Annotated in this window: 18 protein-coding genes and 1 pseudogene; 9 read left to right on the top strand and 10 right to left on the bottom strand. The window is 62.4% G+C overall.

What is annotated here, in order from left to right; translation table 11 throughout:
- The first annotated feature begins 451 nt into the window (after positions 1-451).
- Entirely contained in the window at positions 452-1,123 is a 672-nt protein-coding gene (locus tag OC373_RS15115; protein WP_261997968.1) for a hypothetical protein, read from the top strand.
- A 668-nt stretch (positions 1,124-1,791) separates the two neighbouring features.
- Positions 1,792-2,697, top strand: a complete 906-nt coding sequence (locus tag OC373_RS15110; protein ID WP_261997967.1) for a hypothetical protein — start codon at positions 1,792-1,794, stop codon at positions 2,695-2,697.
- A 153-nt stretch (positions 2,698-2,850) separates the two neighbouring features.
- Here OC373_RS15110 and OC373_RS15105 read toward each other — a convergent pair whose 3' ends face one another.
- Entirely contained in the window at positions 2,851-3,570 is a 720-nt protein-coding gene (locus OC373_RS15105; RefSeq protein ID WP_261997966.1) for a hypothetical protein, read from the bottom strand.
- A gap of 458 nt (positions 3,571-4,028) precedes the next feature.
- On the opposite strand from OC373_RS15105, the gene OC373_RS15100 reads away from it, so the two are divergent.
- Positions 4,029-4,352: a helix-turn-helix transcriptional regulator gene (locus OC373_RS15100; RefSeq protein WP_049432001.1), complete on the top strand. Its 324-nt coding sequence runs from the start codon at positions 4,029-4,031 to the stop codon at positions 4,350-4,352.
- A gap of 97 nt (positions 4,353-4,449) precedes the next feature.
- On the top strand, positions 4,450-5,214 hold the full coding sequence (locus OC373_RS15095) for an ImmA/IrrE family metallo-endopeptidase (protein WP_261997965.1): 765 nt from the start codon (positions 4,450-4,452) through the stop codon (positions 5,212-5,214).
- 382 nt (positions 5,215-5,596) lie between these two features.
- On the opposite strand, the gene OC373_RS15090 is transcribed toward OC373_RS15095, so the two are convergent.
- The 3 genes and pseudogenes from OC373_RS15090 to OC373_RS15080 form a co-directional block, all read right to left on the bottom strand.
- Positions 5,597-5,794: a hypothetical protein gene (locus OC373_RS15090; protein ID WP_261997964.1), complete on the bottom strand. Its 198-nt coding sequence runs from the start codon at positions 5,792-5,794 to the stop codon at positions 5,597-5,599.
- A gap of 726 nt (positions 5,795-6,520) precedes the next feature.
- Positions 6,521-6,814, bottom strand: coding sequence for a helix-turn-helix transcriptional regulator (locus OC373_RS15085; protein ID WP_261997963.1), 294 nt, complete (start codon positions 6,812-6,814; stop codon positions 6,521-6,523).
- Positions 6,815-7,240: 426 nt separating this feature from the next.
- Positions 7,241-8,086 (bottom strand): annotated as a pseudogene (locus tag OC373_RS15080) (magnesium chelatase domain-containing protein); the annotation flags it as partial.
- 159 nt (positions 8,087-8,245) lie between these two features.
- Here OC373_RS15080 and yidA point away from each other — a divergent pair.
- Entirely contained in the window at positions 8,246-9,085 is an 840-nt protein-coding gene (gene yidA, locus OC373_RS15075; RefSeq protein WP_070426141.1) for a sugar-phosphatase, read from the top strand.
- Positions 9,086-9,107: 22 nt separating this feature from the next.
- On the opposite strand, the gene OC373_RS15070 is transcribed toward yidA, so the two are convergent.
- The gene (locus OC373_RS15070) at positions 9,108-9,371 is read right to left on the bottom strand and encodes an accessory factor UbiK family protein (RefSeq protein ID WP_019185256.1); all 264 of its coding nucleotides are present in this window, start codon (positions 9,369-9,371) and stop codon (positions 9,108-9,110) included.
- A gap of 126 nt (positions 9,372-9,497) precedes the next feature.
- Between OC373_RS15070 and OC373_RS15065 the strand changes: the two genes are divergently transcribed.
- A complete protein-coding gene (locus tag OC373_RS15065; RefSeq protein ID WP_019185257.1) occupies positions 9,498-9,836 on the top strand; it encodes a P-II family nitrogen regulator in 339 nt (112 codons plus the stop codon).
- 39 nt (positions 9,837-9,875) lie between these two features.
- Here OC373_RS15065 and OC373_RS15060 read toward each other — a convergent pair whose 3' ends face one another.
- Complete coding sequence (locus OC373_RS15060; RefSeq protein WP_070426140.1) at positions 9,876-10,529, bottom strand: RIO1 family regulatory kinase/ATPase; 654 nt, start codon at positions 10,527-10,529, stop codon at positions 9,876-9,878.
- Between the two features lie 476 nt (positions 10,530-11,005).
- On the opposite strand from OC373_RS15060, the gene OC373_RS15055 reads away from it, so the two are divergent.
- A complete protein-coding gene (locus OC373_RS15055; protein WP_026070109.1) occupies positions 11,006-11,911 on the top strand; it encodes an aspartyl/asparaginyl beta-hydroxylase domain-containing protein in 906 nt (301 codons plus the stop codon).
- A 91-nt stretch (positions 11,912-12,002) separates the two neighbouring features.
- Here the strand turns inward: OC373_RS15055 and speE are convergent, their stop codons facing one another.
- Positions 12,003-12,857 (bottom strand): polyamine aminopropyltransferase, encoded by an 855-nt coding sequence (speE, locus tag OC373_RS15050; protein ID WP_261997962.1) that lies wholly within the window; start codon positions 12,855-12,857, stop codon positions 12,003-12,005.
- Between the two features lie 192 nt (positions 12,858-13,049).
- Between speE and speA the strand changes: the two genes are divergently transcribed.
- Both speA and OC373_RS15040 read left to right on the top strand, forming a co-directional pair.
- On the top strand, positions 13,050-14,939 hold the full coding sequence (gene speA, locus OC373_RS15045; RefSeq protein ID WP_070426138.1) for an arginine decarboxylase: 1,890 nt from the start codon (positions 13,050-13,052) through the stop codon (positions 14,937-14,939).
- 94 nt (positions 14,940-15,033) lie between these two features.
- Positions 15,034-15,351 (top strand): DUF6122 family protein, encoded by a 318-nt coding sequence (locus tag OC373_RS15040; RefSeq protein ID WP_070426137.1) that lies wholly within the window; start codon positions 15,034-15,036, stop codon positions 15,349-15,351.
- Positions 15,352-15,497: 146 nt separating this feature from the next.
- Here OC373_RS15040 and OC373_RS15035 read toward each other — a convergent pair whose 3' ends face one another.
- From OC373_RS15035 to OC373_RS15025, 3 genes are read right to left on the bottom strand one after another with little or no spacing between them, the layout of a single operon-like run.
- On the bottom strand, positions 15,498-16,838 hold the full coding sequence (locus OC373_RS15035; protein ID WP_261997961.1) for a sensor histidine kinase: 1,341 nt from the start codon (positions 16,836-16,838) through the stop codon (positions 15,498-15,500).
- Entirely contained in the window at positions 16,835-17,497 is a 663-nt protein-coding gene (locus tag OC373_RS15030; RefSeq protein ID WP_019185264.1) for a response regulator transcription factor, read from the bottom strand. Before OC373_RS15030 ends, OC373_RS15035 begins: the two co-directional genes overlap by 4 nt.
- A complete protein-coding gene (locus tag OC373_RS15025) occupies positions 17,497-17,739 on the bottom strand; it encodes a PepSY domain-containing protein (protein ID WP_315985469.1) in 243 nt (80 codons plus the stop codon). Before OC373_RS15025 ends, OC373_RS15030 begins: the two co-directional genes overlap by 1 nt.
- Between the last annotated feature and the right edge of the window lie 10 nt (positions 17,740-17,749).

The raw sequence follows: 17,749 nt of genomic DNA, 5'->3' as shown, positions 1-17,749 counted from the left end.
GATGTTTGGAGTTCAGTGCTAAGCCCGCTGAGCAGTTAGGTCAAGAAGGACCGCTTTTGGCCGGAAGCAGACATCAATCTGCTCGTAAGGTAATGAAGTATCACGCCTCACAACGCTGCCTGGGAACTTGGATTGGCCATTGCAACTCCTCAGGAGTACTGGTTTGACACTCTGATAAAGTTGGACCGAGCTCGAAAGATCCACAAGGAAAGGGAGGCTGCATGGCGCGTAACTCATCTGGGGCAGCTGGGCTGGTGCTGGTCGGATTTTTCGCATTACTTGTCGCAATGTGCAACGGGGGCGGGCAGCGCGACTCACAGCGCTCCTCAGTGGCCCAAGCACCGGTCGCCCTCCCGACTCTGACGGAATCCTCATTCCGCACTGGGCATTGTGCATCTTAGATGCTTGCTGCTCGCCAAAATTACATGCAAATAATTCACTAGGACTAAATATGAATACCCGACCAATTGGCCATTCGACGGTTGAGCAAGCCTCTTTTGTAATTTTATCGCGCGTGGACCTGGCAGCTCTTTTAGAAAATGTTAATGAGGAGATTCCAGTTTTTTTTAGGGACTTTTCTGATCTTGAAGAATACTGTGCTGAAAAGAAGCTATCCTTGAAGGAAATTCCCGGCATATCGCCGGAGGATGCGATAATGGTTTCGGGTAATTTCAATGGTCGGCAAGGAGTATTCGTTGATTTTGTTTGGGCGGGCGCACGCAGCAAAAAGTACAGGGATGCGGTAAAGGCGAAGTGGGAGATGCGAGATCCGGGTCGGGATATTCCGGCCAATTTGCACGTGGATCATATAGTAAATAGGGGATGTTTGAAGAACTTCCTAGCTGCAGGCCTGAATCCTTGGGTCATGCTGTTTGAGGTTCCGTGGAGCTCAAACGTCGGCTTCGGAGGCAGCATTGAGAGAGGGCGCGACCAGATAGCAACCACTGAATCGCGCATAAACCTCAGCGGCCTATTGCTCTACAAACTCTATGCAACGGACTTCCCTAAATCAAAAGAGGATTTCTGCAAGACGTTGAAGAACATTAGGGGGCAAATTCTTCATGAGGGCTGGCTAAATAGGATTGAAGAGGAAATTACTCCATACATGCCCGGTAAGGTCTAGAAATCGTTTAGGCCAACGCTGCTGCGGTTCGAGTAGAATCTAAGGGGTTGCGTGTGTCCGCTTCTGGCCGTAAGCAGACATCAGCACTGCGTCGGCGTTAGGCCGGTGCTATTCTCCGCTTTCGACCCAAAGCAGACATTTGCGCGCCTGTTGGCTGAGGTCTGGATCGGTCAACAGGCGCGCCGCTCGGTCCGGTTATGCGTCAGCTTGTTAGCAGGACCCGCTCACCCTAAGATCGAGCCACGTCAACGTTACGCGCCATCATCTTTTGACCTGTGGGTAGCCGGACCCACGGGGCCGTCTATTAGGTAGCTAGGCATCAGCAGAATGACTACTGAGATTGGAGAGTTCCGCAAAATGCTTGAGGCAGGTCGGCGCTACTTGGGAGGGGCATGCTCCATCCAGGAACTCAACGGTCGCGTCAGTGAACTAGCTACAGCGGCAAAGTTCTGGGGTGGTCACCCTGCACTTGTGGAGGTCGCCGGCATCTGGTCCGCTATGGTTGATCGGCGATGGAATGAGTGGGGCCACTGTCCCCATCCGCTCTCGGAGCAAGAGTTCATGGCATGGCTAAAGGAGCAGCTCAGTTCTCTCGGGTAGATGCCTAACAATTCACTCAAACTGACGCCGCTTCGCGGCTCGGCTTAATTCAGGCGTTTCACCCGCTCATGCGAAACAATAGTCGCTATTTGAAAGATGCGAAAAGTCACATTAGTCTGGCTGCTCCAACGATTTCCAAGGGAGCCACGAACGATCAGCGCTTTCAAGCCGTTGTGCTAGTTGCGGTCGGGTTTGAAAAGCTGCTCAAGCACATCATTGCCGAGGTTAATCCTGCTCTTATTCTGAAGTCGCAGGACTTCGATAGCGTTGTCCTTCACTGTCATCGCGAAGCAATCACCGCGACGGATAGGATTGCTGACATTGAGAAGAAGGCATCTCCAGACGTCATCACACTTAAAGCATCAATTCAGCGCGCCTCAATCTTCAGCAAAGGTGTCAAAGACAATGCACAGTTAATCCACACTCTGGCTGATTTCCGAGACATTGCCCTGCATCGTTCGAGTGAAGAGCTAGATGCGGTTAGGGTTGACCGTCTCCTTTGCCGCGATCTGTACAACGTGATTCGCGACATATCGGCAGACCTTTCTTTATCTGCACAAGATTTCTTTGGAGAGCATTCCGCTCGTCTCGAAGTTCTCAGCAATGAGATAATTGCGCATGACAACTTTCAAACCGGCATGGAAGCCCTCTTGGAGCGCCACCGAAAGATCTGGGAGGAGCGATCCAAGAAGACCACAACAGTATCCCACGCGGAGAAGGTGACCAACGCCTATCTAGCCAAGTTGAACGAGACCACAGATTGTCCATGCCCAGCTTGCGGAAATTTGGCGCTTGCCACGCTTGAACCCGACTATGACTATGACTATGACCCGGATGATGGCACTACCTTCGGGTTCATCTCAGGCGTCTACGTTACTAGTATCCAGTGCTTGTACTGCTCACTTAATCTCGACGAGTACGATCAACTTAAGTACGTTGACGCTGATGCCCTGTTGGAGGCTGGCCGCGAGTGAGCAGGTCTAACAGTTCATTCAAGCCGACGCCGCTTCGCGGCGCGGTTTAACTCGAGCATTACGAACGTCCGCTCTTGGCCGAAAGCGGACGTCGATTACGAGTAGCGCGTATCAATTGTAATCGCAGGGACGCAAGGCAATGTATTGGGAGACCTATCGTTCCCGGTCGAAGCTCTTCTTGTGCCCAGGCGCTCTGCCCAACTCAGCGGATCTCTCCCATGAGCGGGTTTTTGGCGTATCGAGGAGCTGCTCCAATGAATCAGCCGAACGGATTCTGTAGCCTTGCGCCGTACTGGCGACGGCTAGCCACTGCGCTGGCGTTTCTCCGCTTCCCATCAGCTTCCTCATTACGCTGAGCCGCCTCAGATAGGATTCGAGGACCCTTGGTGCCACGCCAAGCGGAGACGTTTGTCTATCAAGCCCAGTGCAGTTAACCAGTAGATCCACCATCGCCGTTCCTCTGGTGGCCTGACCTTTGCTCGCTTCGGGGTCCCGCAAGAATGCGGAGTAGCGCATTGCACCAATCGTTATTTCATCTTGATCCTTCGCGCCGAAGCACAAGAAATGGGCCTTCTTGGCGATATCCTGCATCTGTTTGTCCTCCAGATAGCGCTGAAGGGTGGCCGGTGGCCACTTGCCCCGTTCTGAGCGTGCGGCCGGCCAGCTGCGTTTGAACTCCAACGCCACACACCAGTCCCCCCCCGCGATGAGATCGCCGAACGTGCCGTCGAGAGGGGTCTGCTGGAAAAGATTCACAGGCAAGGGCTTTCCAGTTCTACCGCTCTCGTAACCCAACGCGTAGATAAAGGCACCTAGGAGCTGGTTCTCGTAGAGGATGCCTGGACGTGCAGCCGCTTGAAGGCTGGTACTCAATTGCTTCTCTCCTGATGACACGATTCGCGCGCTTGGTTCGACTTTCCGCACGGGGCGCTCGCGGGATTTGCTGGCTTGATCAGTCCGGAGAGGGGGCGGCCGCATCCAGGCACCGCCCCTCCGACCTAGCTCAGCGCTTTGTCTTGGTGGGATCGACCAGTCGGTAGGTTGATCCGCGGGTCGGCGTCGGTGGCAGGGGTTCCCGGCGCACTACCGTGCGCTCGGGACCTTGGCCCCCGCGTGGGCCGATGATCTGGTACTGACCCGACGTCGGGGCGGGCTGACCCGGCTTGAGTCCACTGGGCTTGCTCATACTGGCCTCCTTGGGCGCTATCGGTATTGCATGAGTGGATGTTCGGTGGACCGAACACGGCGGAGTGTGCCGTGCATATTCGCTACTGTCAAACATCTTGTTCGGTATAGTGGGACTTGCGATTGCACTGGCCTTATGCACAAACATGAACAAAGCCCTTCAGACCAAGGTCAAAGATCTTCGGAAAAAGTCCGGCCTCACACTCGACGCCTTGGCGGATGCGACTGGCATCAGTAAGAGCTATTTGTGGGAGATAGAGAATCGCAAGGAAGCTCCCAGTCCCTCAGCTGAGAAGCTGGGTGCGATCGCTGGCGTCTTTGGCGTTACGGTCGACTTCCTGCTTCACGAAGAAACCGGGAGCCCGGAGGAGAGGCACTTGGATGAAGCCTTCTTCCGCAACTACAGCAACCTCGAGCCGGAGGACAGGGAACGTGTCAGGAAGATCGTCGACAGCTTCAGAAAGGGATAGGTCCGCGGCGCTGACCCCGCCGAAGGCCGCTTACAGGCTTACGAATCTGCTAAATGCCATCTCGCAAGCCCACGGCACGCCTAGATTTCCTATAGACGTGCAGAGCCTGGCGTTGGAGGCCGCGAACATTTTCAAGTGGGATGACCCCATCACCGAAGTGCGTGGCGAGGCGATCAACAACTTCGACGGCGCTCTGTTCCCGGATGACGGGCGCAAACGCTGGCTTCTTCTGTACAACAGTGCCCTAAGGTCACTCGGCAGGATCAAATTCACCCAGGCTCACGAACTAGGGCACTATTTATTACACCGCCATGAACGCGAGTGCTTTCAGTGCACCGATGAAGATATGGTCGATCTCGACCTGGATGAACGGGATATTGAAGCCGAGGCGGACTACTTCGCGTCGACATTGTTGATGCCGCTAGACGACTTTCGTGCGCAGATGGGCACTGAGGCTAGTCTTGATGCCATAAGCGGCTGTGCCGATAGATACGGCGTATCCCTGACTGCAGCACTACTTCGCTGGATTGGTTACACGGACCATAGCGCTGTGATAGTTATTCACCGCGATGGGTACGTCCTGAAGTCCAAGGCAAGCCAGTCCGCGTTTCGTAGCGGGGCGTTCTTCCCGTCGCGGCGCAAGGTCATCGCAGTCCCAGACGCTGTACTTGCGTCTAGTGACGTGCCGAAGAACACGACAGGCGTTGAAACGGACGCTAAGCTCTGGTTTCCATATGTGGCAAGTGGAACAAGTCTTCGTGAAATGAAGGTCACTGCCGACCACTATGACTTCGCCATCTCACTCTTGGTTCTGCCACGAGGGACCTCAGCTTGGAAGCCGCGCTGCTTAGACAAGGCATGATTCAGTGGGGGGGCGCGGTCAAGCTGCTGTAGATGAGACGTCTCATTTGGGCCGGAAAGGGACGTTGGAGCGGCTTGGCGGCTGGCCAGCTGGTGATGGCCGCTTTCGATCCAAAGCGGAAATACACAGCCTGGAGACCACCGGGCGATGCATAACCCGAGTTCCGTTTACACAGAAATCTATAAGCGCTCAACTCCGGCGCCGCTCAGACGGTAACCTATACGGACTCCATTTCGGTAGAGCTGTCCTTCTGATCGCGCCGGCTGGGCTCCATTCGAACCCGCTCGACCTGCAGGCGCTTTTCGCAATCTTCGACGACGAGCGGTACCTGTTCTATGAGCACAAGATCGCAGCTTGAGACGTTGCTAAAGCGGTCACCTTCTCATGCAGTTTGAAGTGGGCAACAAGGTGCAGCAAGCTGCGCCCCTTCTCCGGTCGGCACATCATGCTGCTGCAACAGGTCGCGCCGACGCAACGCCCACGCAATGGCTCGCCATAGCACCAGGCGGCTGATCGCGGCGATCAGCATCGGTACGCAAGCCACAAGCGCCTGCAGCACCGGACGGAATACGAATGTCATCCCCATGACAAATGCGCTCGCGCGCGGGACCGTAACAAGTGGATTTGGCCGTAACCGGCTGGTGTTACGGTTAAATACAGATGTTACCGTCCCCTGTATGAACGACCTCGACGCTTGCCCGTTGCAGAAGGCAAAGTTCGAGGTCCATCTAAGATGGCAGAGCTTCTAATGGAGCGGAAATGCTTGCCCTCGGCGATCTCAGGATAAGTAGTAACCTCAACGGAGTGATCTGCTCAATGAGCGGAGGGGCCATTGCGGTGACAGCGGGCCTACGGAGGCTTCTTGGAACCGCTCAATCTTGAGCGGATCTATCGAACGAGCTACTCCACATTGGATACAGCATGAATGGGTGTTGGACTTGGGCGGGCGCCGCAACAGCATCAAGGATGTGGCAAAGGGTGCTTGGCAGGATAAGAGGTTCGTAGCTCCTGTTAGAGCCAACCGTGATGTCGGAAGGAGCCGCGTTAGACTGCACTCTGGTCGACTTTGGAGGAGGCGCCCGGGGAGCAAGTCATCTGGTTCTTCAACGGTTGAACTTCAGATGCATGGAGCTGGCTGCTCTCTTGCAGATCCCGCTCGGCCAGGTGGCGGGATCACATGGGTCGCTCGCTTTGCGCCGCTGTGAGTCGATCCCGCCCTGACAATACTGGTTTGAAAGGTCCCAACAGTCTTGAGTGAGTGCAAGTTTCCCTTGACTCTCAGGCACGGGAGCAGAGGTGGCGCCAACTAGCTCGCCCGTCTTCGCAGGCGTTTGGTCTTGAGCATAGCCATTGGGCTAACTGTTGGGCTCATAGCGATTGCGCTCAGTTGCTCTTCTAGGCCTAGCGCCTTGAGTACGCATACGAGCGTCCTCACCGTGGAGCCTTCTCCAGCCTCAAGCTGCACCAGTGCCCTGCGCGAGATGCCCGCTTTGTCAGCCAGAACTGTCTGAGAGATGTTCTTGATGAGCCTTTTCGTCCGGAGGCGCTGTCCTAATGCCTGGGCAATTTCCTCCGGTGACTGGGCTGTACGGTCGTTCATATGCGCGCAATTCTGCTCATTAGGGCAATTTCACCCCCATAATGCGCGCAAATCTGCGCAGTTGCGACATGGCTAGGTGGAAAAAGCAGCCGGATCGGAGACCAGGACTTGAGGAGTTCACTGCTCTGCCCTGGCCTTCATCTATCTAGCTGCCAAGCTTGTAGGCGGGGGGGAGTGGCTCCCAGGGCGCCCGTTGACGTCCTCGGTGAATGGCACGGGGCACGAGCTTCCCTGGCCGCGCGGGCGCAGCCGTTCCGTCACCATTTGCTCATGTCGCAGAGGGCGTTGGGTAGATATCGCTTGCCTCCGTGCACGCGAACCTCAGGTTATTCACTATAGATATCAAAGAGATGCCGATCGGCTAGTGCTAGGGGTTCGATCTCGTGTGTCTCTTTTTTAAATGTTGAGTCTCTCTTTTACGTGGAAATGACAGCCGCCGCCGATCAGCGCCACCGCGCTGGCGGTATGGTGCGGCGCTCTATACGGCCGCTGCCGCCAGCGCCCCGCATCAATGCCCTGGCCGCTGCATGAGGCAATGGTCGCCGCTTCCAGGGCCTCGAGCTCGCTGGCCGCGGGCAGGATGCCGGGCAGACGCGACGCCAGCAGCGTCTTGCCGCAGCCCGGCGTGCCAAGCAGCAACAGGTGATGCCCGCCGGCGGCGGCCACTTCCAGCGCCCGGCGCGCCTGCAGCTGCCCGCGCACATCGCGCAGGTCGGGAATGCTGACCGGCACCGTGGCGGCGGCCACAGCCGGTGGCAGCGTGCCGCTTTCAAGGGCGCTGCAGACTTCCAGCAGAGTGCGTGCGATGCGTACGTCGGCATGTTGGGCCAACGCCGCCTCTTCACTGTTGGCGGCAGCTACGATCAGGCTCCGGCCGTCCCCGGCGGCTGCGATCGCGGCAGGCAGGACACCGTCGACACCGCGCAGCTCGCCGGTGAGGGCCAGTTCGCCCAGGAATTCGTACTTGTTCAGGGATTGCGCATCGATCTGGCCACTGGCGGCGAGGATGCCGAGCGCGATCGCCAGATCGAATCGGCCACCCTCCTTGGGCAGATCGGCCGGGGCCAGGTTGATGGTGATCCGCCGCTGCGGAAACTCGAACCGCGCGCAGATCAGCGCGGCGCGCACGCGGTCGCGCGATTCCCGCACGGCGGCAGCGGGCAGCCCGACGATCTGGGTGTGCGGCAACCCGCCGGACAGGAACACCTCGATGCGCACGGCGGGGGCTTTTACACCGGCGCGGGCACGGCTGTGCACCAGCGCGAGGCTCATGCGGTTGTTTCCGGGGTCTGCGGCATGCCGAACACAATGGCAGCACATGGATAACCCCATCCATCAGCGCTTGCCGCGCCACGGGGTAGGCAAGCACCGCCACCGCATCCGGTACTGCCGCTAGACTGGATGCCCCCACGCACCACGCCGTCGAACACCATGGATATGCACCACCGCTCCGGTCCCATCGAACTGGTCGCCATCGACATGGACGGGACCCTGCTCGATCCCGCACACACGCTCACGCCCCGGGTCATGCAGGCCATCGCCCGCGCCCGCGCGCAGGGCGTGCAGGTGGTGCTGGCCAGCGGTCGCCCGGTGTCTGGCATGGCGCCGTTCCTGCAACAGCTGGGTATCCAGGGCGAGCAGGATTACTGCATCGCCTGCAACGGCGCGCTGGTGCAGAACATCGGCAGCGGCCAGCGCGTGGTCGAGTTTCCGCTGAGCTTCGATGATTTCATCTTCTGCGAGCGGATTTCGCGCGAGCTGGGCATCCACTTCCAGGCGCTCGATGGCCGGCGCATGTACACGCCCAACCAGGACATCAGCCACTACACCGTGGCCGATTCGCACCTGTCGAACGTGCCACTGTCGTATCGCCGGGTCGAGGAGATGGACCCGGCCATGCAGTTCATCAAACTGATGATGATCGACGAACCCGCCGTGCTGGATGCTGCGATCCAGCGCCTGCCCTCGGAACTGACCGACCGCTTCGCGGTGCTCAAGAGCGCGCCGTTCTTCCTCGAGGTGTTCGACCACCGGGCAGGGAAGGGGCCAAGCCTGGAGAAGCTGGCCGCCCATCTGGGCGTGGACCGGGCCAACGTGATGGCCGTGGGCGATCAGGAGAACGACCTGACCATGCTGCAGTTCGCCGGGACCAGCGTCGCCATGGGCAACGCGATTCCGGCGGTCAAGCAGACCGCACGCTTCGAGACGGCGACCAACGCCGAGGACGGCGTGGCGCTGGCGATCGAGCGGTTCGTGCTGCAGGACGCCTGACGTGCGTCAGCGCAAGCCCGGCTTACTCGCGCGGCGCAGCCGATCCGCCACGTGCTTCCAGCTCGGCCACCGTCTTCTCCAGCGCCTCCAGCTTCTCGCGGGTGCGCAGTAGCACGGCACGCTGCACGTCGAATTCCTCGCGGGTCACCAGGTCCAGCTTGCCCAGCCCGGCCTGCAGCGCGGTCTTGAAGGTGGCCTGCAGTTCTTCGCGCGACTGGCGCAGGCCCGGGGGGACCATGTCGCTCAGGCGGCGGGCGAGGTCATCAAGGTGGTTGAGGTCGATCATGGTGCGGCTCCGCGGGGTATGCGCCAAGGATAAGCCGCCACGCTGCCGGCGGCACTGACCGCGCGCATCGCGTTCACCGGCGGACAGGCGTTATCCTCGCAGCCTGAGAGACAGGAGTGCAGACGGATGAAGATGGTCATGGCGGTGGTCAAGCCGTTCAAGCTCGACGACGTGCGCGAAGCGCTGGCCGAGCGCGGCGTCACCGGGATCACGGTCACCGAGGTCAAGGGTTTCGGGCGGCAGAAAGGCCACACCGAGCTCTATCGCGGGGCGGAATACGTGGTCGATTTCCTGCCCAAGGTGAAGATCGAGGTGGCCGTCACCGACAGCCAGGTCGAGGAGGTGGTGGAAGCCATCGTCAAGGCCGCCGGCACCGGCAAGATCGGCGATGGCAAGGTGTTCGTGTACGACCTGGGCAGCGTGGTGCGCATCCGCACCGGTGAACTGGACGCCGACGCGCTGTAACGCACGCCGGCTTGCCCATGGGCGCATGGGCGCGCGCTGTCAGGCGTGGCCCTTGAACCAGCGGTAGAAGCGCTTCCAGGCTACGCGTACGCCGGCCACCCAGCGCGGGTCGGCCACCTGGGCGGCCTCGGAGGCGCTGGGGCGCTCGCCGGTCAGGCGCTGGCGCATCTTCAGCAGGTTCTTCATGTCGCTGCGGCGCAGCTGGCGCGAGACCGGGTGCACCGGCAGCCAGCGCGGGCTGCGCCAGGCCGAGGTGAAGTCCACCAGCACCGGCACGCCCCCGCTGACCATCACGTTGGTGCCATGCAGATCGTTGTGGGTGATGCCGGCGGCATGCAGGCGGGTGAGCGCGTACTGCAGCTGCTCGAAGACCTCTATGCCGACCGACTGGGCGGCGCTGAGGGTCTGGCCGGGAATGAATTCCATGCCCAGGGCGAGGCCACCGATGGTGCCAAGCAGGGCCGGCGCATGCTTCCAGCCACTCAGGCGCTGCAGGATGCGCGCTTCGCGGCGGACCAGCAGGCGCGCGATCGGCGACAGCGGGGTGCCGCGGTAACGGGTGTAATCCTTGACCACGGCCGGCTGCCCGTTGAGGCAGGTCCGGTAGACGTCGGGTTCCAGGAGGCGTTCGCCGCGCTTGAGCAGCTCGGCGGGGGCGGTGTCATCGACACACGAGGCAACGATTGTGTTCATAGGGGTCTGTGCGACCCGGCGGTCGGCGCAATGCGTCAGGCGTACCGGTGCTGCTTATGGTGGGGAACTAAAGATTTCGTTAATTTTAGTACTCGCCAGTACACGAATCCAGATGATGTCGGAGAAATGTCGTCGCCCGGCGTGGAACAGTTCGTCACGCTGAAGCGGACAATCTTGTATCGTTTGGAATAATTTCGTTGAATATCAGCGGGTTGCCAGCGATCACCGGGGAGTGCGGGGCAGGCAACGCTGCCGTGCGTCCAACGCAGCAGGCGGTTGCATGGGTCACCCGGCGCTGAACATCGCCCAGCCCGTGCTTGACCGCGACGCAGGCGCTGCGGACCATATGCTGTTGTTCGCGACATCGGCGGCCGCCCCTCTCCGGCACGTCCCCGCCCTCTGCCGCCGTATCGGTGCCGGTCACTTCCGTGCATCGCCCCCACCATTTCGGGTCCGGCTGTGCCGGAGGAAGACTGATGATCAAGATCGTGCTGGCAGGGCTGTTCATCGCCTGCGTGCTGTACATCCATTACCGCGGCAAGGTGCGCGCGCGCTGGTCGCGCCAGCTGCTGGACCACTCCAGCTTCATGGCCCCGATCAACGTGATCATGTATGCGTTCTCGAAGGTGCCGACCACGCCCTTCCTGGACCCGGGCAAGGAATTCCCGCAGCTCGAGCCGTTGCGCCAGAACTGGCAGATGATCCGCGACGAAGCGCTGGCCCTGCGCGATGCCGACAAGATCGCTGCCTCCAGCACGTTCAACGATGCGGGCTTCAATTCGTTCTTCCGCCGCGGCTGGAAGCGCTTCTACCTGAAATGGTACGGCCCCTCGCACCCCTCGGCCAAGGCGCTGTGCCCGAAGACCACCGCGCTGCTGGAATCGCTGCCGGACGTGCGCGCGGCGATGTTCGCCCAGCTGCCCTCGGGCAGCGAACTGCGCCCGCACCGCGATCCCTTCGCCGGCTCGCTGCGCCTGCACCTGGGCCTGGCCACGCCGAACGATGACGCCTGCTACATCGAAGTGGATGGCATCAAGAAGAGCTGGCGCGATGGCGAGTGGATGATGTTCGATGAAACCTACATCCACCACGCGCACAACGAGACGCCGGATGACCGCGTGATCCTGTTCTGCGATATCGCCCGCCCGCTGCGTTTCGGCTTGCCGGGCCTGTTCAACCGCGCGGTGGCCTCCACGCTGCTGGCTGGTGGTGCCTCGCCGAACCTGCCGGGTGACCCGACCGGTGGCGTCAACAAGGCCTTCGGCAGCGTCTACAAGGTGCGCCTGAAGGCCAAGGCGCTGCGCGAGCGCAGCGTGGTGGCCTACCAGGTGATCAAGTGGGGCCTGGTGGTGGCGGTGATTGCGGGTATCTGGGCGATCTGAGTAACAAAAAACCCGCGCTGCTGCCAGCGCGGGTTTTTTGTTGCCGCATCACCTCCCGGTAGGTGCCGACCGTGGGTCGGCACGCCTCCGGTCAGCCCTTCAGGGCCGCCGCCACGAACGGAGGGGTCACCAGCACGCCGGTGTGCAGCGCGGCGGTGTAGTACAGCGTCTCGAACGCCTTGCCAGCCGAATCGGCCTGGCGGAAGTCGAAGCTGCTCTCGCCCTTGCGGGCCAGGGTGACGCTCCACCAGCCGGTCGGGTAGCACGGCTGCGGGAACGGCAGGGTCTTGAACGAACCGAAGCCGGCCTTGCCCATCTCGGTGCGCATTTCGTTGATCAGGTCCAGCTGCATCAGCGGCGACTCGGACTGCTGCACCAGGATGCCGTCGTCCTTCAGGGCCTTGAAGCAGCTCTCGTAGAACGCCTTGTTGAACAGGCCTTCGCCGGGGCCGACCGGATCGGTCGAATCCACGATCACCACGTCCACGCTGCTGGCCGGGCAGTTGGCCATGTAGGCCACGCCGTCGTCGAACATCAGCTCGGCGCGCGGGTCGTCGTTGGAATCGCACAGCTCCGGGAAGTGCTTGCGGGCCATCACGGTGACCTGCTCATCGATGTCGCACTGGGTCACGCTCTCCACGCCCTTGTGCTTGAGCACTTCGCGCAGGGTGCCGCAGTCGCCGCCGCCGATGATCACCACGCGCTTGGGCGCGGCGTGGGTGAACAGCACCGGGTGGCTGATCATCTCGTGATAGAAGAAGTTGTCCTTGCTGGTCAACATGATGGCGCCATCGATGGTCATCAGGTTGCCCCAGTCGGTGGTCGCGAAGATCTCGATCTTCTGGAACGGCGACTGCACTTCATCCAGCTTGCCGGTCAGGCGGTAGCCGATGGCCGAGCCGGTGCGCTCGAAGTGTTCGATGTACCAGTTGTTGTTGTCAGTCATGGAGAAGCAGTCCTGTTCGGAAGGGTGGTGGAGCCGGGCTGGCGGCGGTGCCGCGTGGCGCAAGCCACGTCCGGACGGGTTGGCCCGTTCAGGTTTCAAGCCTGAGCACGGGCGCGGGCGCGCATGATAACGGAGCTGTCGCCACATAGGCGTTATCATGCACCCCCTTTTTTACCAACCAGGCCCACTGAAATGACCGATTGGTCCCTCGACCAAGCCCGCAAGACCTACTCGATTCCGCATTGGGCGGATGGTTACTTCGACGTGGATCAGGCAGGACACATGGTAGTGAGACCGACTGGCCAGGACGGCCCGGTGGTATCGCTGCCGAAGATCGTGGACGCCGCCCGCGAGGCCGGTGCCAAGCTGCCGCTGCTGGTGCGCTTCCCGGACATCCTGGGCCAGCGCCTGGGCAAGCTGCAGGCCGCGTTCGCGCAGGCCCAGGCCGATTGGGAGTACCCGGGCGGCTACACCGCCGTGTACCCGATCAAGGTCAACCAGCACCGTGGCGTGGCCGGCACCCTGGCCAGCCACCACGGCGAGGGCTTCGGCCTGGAAGCGGGCAGCAAGCCCGAGCTGATGGCCGTGCTGGCGCTGTCGCGCCCGGGTGGTCTGATCGTCTGCAACGGCTACAAAGACCGCGAGTACATCCGCCTGGCCCTGATCGGCCGCAAGCTGGGCCTGCAGACCTTCATCGTCATCGAGAAGCCGTCCGAGCTGAAGCTGGTGCTGGAGGAATCCAAGGCGCTGGACGTGAAGCCGGGCCTCGGCGTGCGCATGCGCCTGGCCTCGCTGGGCGCGGGCAAGTGGCAGAACAGCGGCGGCGACAAGGCCAAGTTCGGCCTCTCGCCGCGCCAGCTGCTGGACCTGTGGAAATCGCTGCGCGATACCGAATATGCCGACTGCCTGAGCCTGCTGCACTTCCACATGGGCTCGCAGATCTCCAACGTGCGCGACATCGCCAACGGCATGCGCGAAGCCACCCGCTATTTCGTGGAACTGTCGCGCCTGGGCGCGAAGATCACCCACGTGGACGTCGGCGGTGGCCTGGGCGTGGATTACGAAGGCACCCGCTCGCGCAGCTTCTGCTCGATCAACTACGGCCTGAACTCCTACGCCAGCAACATCGTGCAGCCGCTGGCCAATGCCTGCGAAGAACATGGCCTGACCCCGCCGCGCATCGTCACCGAGTGCGGCCGCGCGATGACTGCGCACCACGCGGTGCTGATCGCCAACGTTTCCGAAGTGGAAGAGGCGCAGGAAGGTCGCGTGCCGGACCAGCACGACGACGAGCCGGCGGCGATCCGCCACCTGCGCGAAATCCACGCCGAGCTCGATGAGCGCCCGGCGGTGGAGCTGTTCCAGGAAGCGCAGCACTTCCATGCCGAAGGCCTTGCCAGCTATGCCCTGGGCCAGATCGACCTGCCGCAGCGCGCCCGCATCGATGACCTGTTCTACGCCATCGCCCATGCCGTGCGTGCCCGCCTGAGCTATGACGAGAAGAGCCATCGCCCGGCGCTGGACGAGTTGAACGAACGCCTGGTGGACAAGTACTTCGTCAACTTCAGCGTGTTCGAATCGATTCCCGATGCCTGGGCGATCGACCAGGTGTTCCCGATCGTGCCGATCGAGCGCCTGAACGAGCAGCCCGAGCGCCGCGGCATCATCGCGGACATGACCTGCGATTCGGACGGCATGGTGAAAACCTATGTCGAGAACGAGAGCCTGGACACCTCGCTGCCGCTGCATGCGCTGAAGTCGGGCGAAAGCTACCGCATCGCGTTCTTCATGGTCGGTGCGTACCAGGAAATCCTGGGCGACATCCACAATCTGTTCGGCGACACGGATGCGGTGGAAGTGCTGGCCGATGCCGATGGCTACGCGATTACCCAGCAGCGCCGCGGTGACACCACCGATGTGATGCTCGACTACGTGGGCTACAGCCTGGCCGATCTGCGGGCGAGCTATGCCGAGCGCGTGGCGGCGGCGAAGCTCTCGCCCGAGCGCGCGCAGGAACTGTCCGAGGCACTGGAGGCCGGCCTGACCGGCTACACCTACCTGTCCGACGAGCCGCTGACGTAAGCCAGCGTTGACGGGTGACGGCCTTCGGGCCGCACCCGGCTGTCCGTAACGCCGGGCATTGCCCGGCGGTCTTTCCAAGGCACCCGACACCGGCATGAGCGCCCGCGCGATCTTTCATCTGTTCCTGCATGCGGCCGTCCCCGCGCTGCTGGCGTGGATGTTCTGGCGCAAGCGCTTCCTGTCCGCCTGGGTGCTGATGCTGCTGGGCTGGATCATCGATCTGGACCACCTGCTGGCCGATCCGATCTACGCCCCGAACCGCTGCAGCATCGGGTTCCATCCACTGCACACCGCCCCGGCGATCGCGGTGTATGCGGGGCTGTGCGTACCGAAGAAGACGCGCCTGTTCGGGATCGGACTGATCATCCACATCGTGCTGGATGCCATTGATTGTTGGTGGATGCGCGCATGACAGGCACGGGGGCGCCGTGGAGAAGAATGCGTCGCCACGCGCCCGACTCCGACCGGTGTTCGTAGCAGGTGCTCTAATGCTGGCAAGCTTGCGCGCACCTGGGCGCGTTGGGGTGTTCGCGAAAAGCAGCCGACCAACGGTCGGCTCTACCCGGTGGCTGCTCCGCCCGCCGGCAACGTCAACGTCGCCTGCAACCCCGGCGCGTCATTGGCCAGGACCAGCGTGCCACCGTAGCTCTCGGCGATGTCGGCCACGATCGACAATCCCAGCCCGCTGCCCGACGCGCGCTCATCCAGCCGCACGCCGCGCTCCAGCACGCGCTCCAGCTGCGCTGGCGGAAGTCCCGGGCCATCATCGGCCACGGTGATGCGTAGCTGCGTGCTGTCCCGTGCCACGTCCACCCGCACCGCCTGCGCGGCCCACTTGCCGGCATTGTCGAGCAGGTTGCCGAGCATCTCTTCCAGATCCTCGCGCGCACCGGCGAACACGGCGGCATCCTCGCTGTCGCACGTGAAACGCAGCCCGCGCGCGGCATGCACGCGCTGCATCAGCCCGCACAGCGCGCTCACCACCGGCGCCACCGGCGTGCGCTGCTGGCTGTCCGCGCCCAGGCCTGCAGCGAGGTAACGATCGATGCTGGCCTGCATGCGCGCGGTCTCGCTGCGCAGGGTCTGGCGCCAGTCGCTGCCATCCCCCTCGGCTTCGGTGATGAGCACGGTCAGCGGTGTCTTCAGCGCATGCGCGAGGTCTTCGGCGCTGCGGCGGGCGCGCACCACCATGCGCTGGTGGTGATCGAGCAGCGCGTTGAGCTGGCCGGCCAGCGGCGCGACTTCCTTGACCAGGCCGTGCTGCGGGAAGCGCACGTTCTCGCCGTTGCGGACCTGTCCGGCGATGCGGCCCAGTTCGGCCAGCGGCCGCAGCCCGTAATGCACCTGGGTGACCAGTACGGCGAACCACAGTGCGATCAGCACGGCCAGGGCCAGTGCGGTGCGCTGCCGGAAACTGGCAACCTGGGCATCCAGCTGGCTGCGGTCGGTGGCGACCATGACGATCACCGGTGCGGCGGCGCGCGGCAGGGTCACCTGCTGGGCCAGCACGCGCAGTGATTGCTTCAACGGGCCGGTGGCATCGAAGGCCTGCGCCGGCCCCGGGTGCAGCGCGGTCGGGGCGGCCAGCGCGTCATCCCACAGCGAGCGCGATTGCCCAAGCGGGCGGCCCTGCGCGTCCAGCACCTGCCAGTAGTCGCCGGAGAACACGCGCCGGTAGCGCTCGTCGGCCAGGGTGTCGCGCCACTGCAGCTGGCCGTTGGCATCGCTCTCGGCCAGTGCCAGCACCGCGATCAGATCGTTGCCCAGGCGCTCATCCATCGCCGACCGCGCCGAGCGCTCGAACATCGCGCCCAGCCACCAGGTCGCCAGTGCCGAGACCAGGACCAGACCCAGGCCACCGGCGACCAGCAGGCGGGTGCGCAGCGAACCGGTTGTCATGGCGTCGCCGAGAGGCGGAAGCCCTGCCCGCGGTGGGTGTGGATCAATGCGCTGCCCAGCTTGCGGCGGATCCGCCCGATCAGCACGTCCAGCGTGTTGGAGTCCGGATCGAAGCCGTCCTCGTAGACGTTCTCGCCCAGCCGCGCGCGGCTCAGCACGGTATCGGGGTGATGCATGAAGTAACTGAGGATGCGGTGTTCCTGCGCGCTGAGCGCCAGCGGCGCACCGTCCAGCTCGAAGCGGCCGGCATTGACGTCCAGCACCAGCGGGCCGCACTGCAGGCGCGGATGCGCGTGGCCGGCGCTGCGGCGGATCAGGGCACGCAGGCGCAGCAGCAGCTCTTCGGGCTGGAACGGTTTGGTCAGGTAGTCATCGGCACCGGCATCGAAGCCGGCCAGCTTGTCGTGCCAGCGGGCGCGGGCGGTCAGTACCAGCACCGGGAAGTCCCGGCCCGCCTGGCGCCAGCGCTCGATCACGCTCAGCCCGTCCAGGCCCGGCAGGCCCAGATCGACCACGGCCGCGGCGATGTCTTCGATCTGGCCCTGGTACTCGGCGTCCCGGCCCTCCGCACTATGGATGACCACGTAGCCGGCGTCTTCCAGCAGCGTCTGCAGGCGGCGGGCGAGCAGGGCGTCATCTTCGGCAAGCAGCACGCGCATCAGTCTTTTTCCATTTTCAGCAGGCGGCCGGTCGCGGCATCGTAATCGAGCTCCATCACCACGCCGTCCGGGCCGAGGATCTCGACCTCGTAGGTGTCGTCATCCAGTTCCACCTCGATCAGCTTGCCGGGGTAACGCCGCAGTGCATCGGCCACCACCTGTTCCAGCGGGACGAAACGGCCCTGCCGGACCGCCTGGCGCACGCTGTCCTGCTGGCGGCTGCCACCGTCGAGCACCCGCATCGGGTCCTGC

It is taken from the genome of Stenotrophomonas sp. Ste96, from assembly GCF_024519495.1.
Classification (GTDB): domain Bacteria; phylum Pseudomonadota; class Gammaproteobacteria; order Xanthomonadales; family Xanthomonadaceae; genus Stenotrophomonas; species Stenotrophomonas bentonitica_A.
This window is presented reverse-complemented; position numbering and strand designations above follow the sequence as displayed.

Coding starts and splice junctions, on each gene's coding strand:
- OC373_RS15115 (WP_261997968.1), top strand. CDS start 452: ATGAATACCCGACCAATTGGCCATTCGACGGTTGAGCAAGCCTCTTTT.
- OC373_RS15110 (WP_261997967.1), top strand. CDS start 1,792: ATGCGAAACAATAGTCGCTATTTGAAAGATGCGAAAAGTCACATTAGT.
- OC373_RS15100 (WP_049432001.1), top strand. CDS start 4,029: ATGAACAAAGCCCTTCAGACCAAGGTCAAAGATCTTCGGAAAAAGTCC.
- OC373_RS15090 (WP_261997964.1), bottom strand. CDS start 5,794: ATGACATTCGTATTCCGTCCGGTGCTGCAGGCGCTTGTGGCTTGCGTA.
- OC373_RS15085 (WP_261997963.1), bottom strand. CDS start 6,814: ATGAACGACCGTACAGCCCAGTCACCGGAGGAAATTGCCCAGGCATTA.
- yidA (WP_070426141.1), top strand. CDS start 8,246: ATGGATATGCACCACCGCTCCGGTCCCATCGAACTGGTCGCCATCGAC.
- OC373_RS15070 (WP_019185256.1), bottom strand. CDS start 9,371: ATGATCGACCTCAACCACCTTGATGACCTCGCCCGCCGCCTGAGCGAC.
- OC373_RS15065 (WP_019185257.1), top strand. CDS start 9,498: ATGAAGATGGTCATGGCGGTGGTCAAGCCGTTCAAGCTCGACGACGTG.
- OC373_RS15060 (WP_070426140.1), bottom strand. CDS start 10,529: ATGAACACAATCGTTGCCTCGTGTGTCGATGACACCGCCCCCGCCGAG.
- OC373_RS15055 (WP_026070109.1), top strand. CDS start 11,006: ATGATCAAGATCGTGCTGGCAGGGCTGTTCATCGCCTGCGTGCTGTAC.
- speE (WP_261997962.1), bottom strand. CDS start 12,857: ATGACTGACAACAACAACTGGTACATCGAACACTTCGAGCGCACCGGC.
- speA (WP_070426138.1), top strand. CDS start 13,050: ATGACCGATTGGTCCCTCGACCAAGCCCGCAAGACCTACTCGATTCCG.
- OC373_RS15040 (WP_070426137.1), top strand. CDS start 15,034: ATGAGCGCCCGCGCGATCTTTCATCTGTTCCTGCATGCGGCCGTCCCC.
- OC373_RS15035 (WP_261997961.1), bottom strand. CDS start 16,838: ATGACAACCGGTTCGCTGCGCACCCGCCTGCTGGTCGCCGGTGGCCTG.
- OC373_RS15030 (WP_019185264.1), bottom strand. CDS start 17,497: ATGCGCGTGCTGCTTGCCGAAGATGACGCCCTGCTCGCCCGCCGCCTG.
- OC373_RS15025 (WP_315985469.1), bottom strand. CDS start 17,739: ATGCGGGTGCTCGACGGTGGCAGCCGCCAGCAGGACAGCGTGCGCCAG.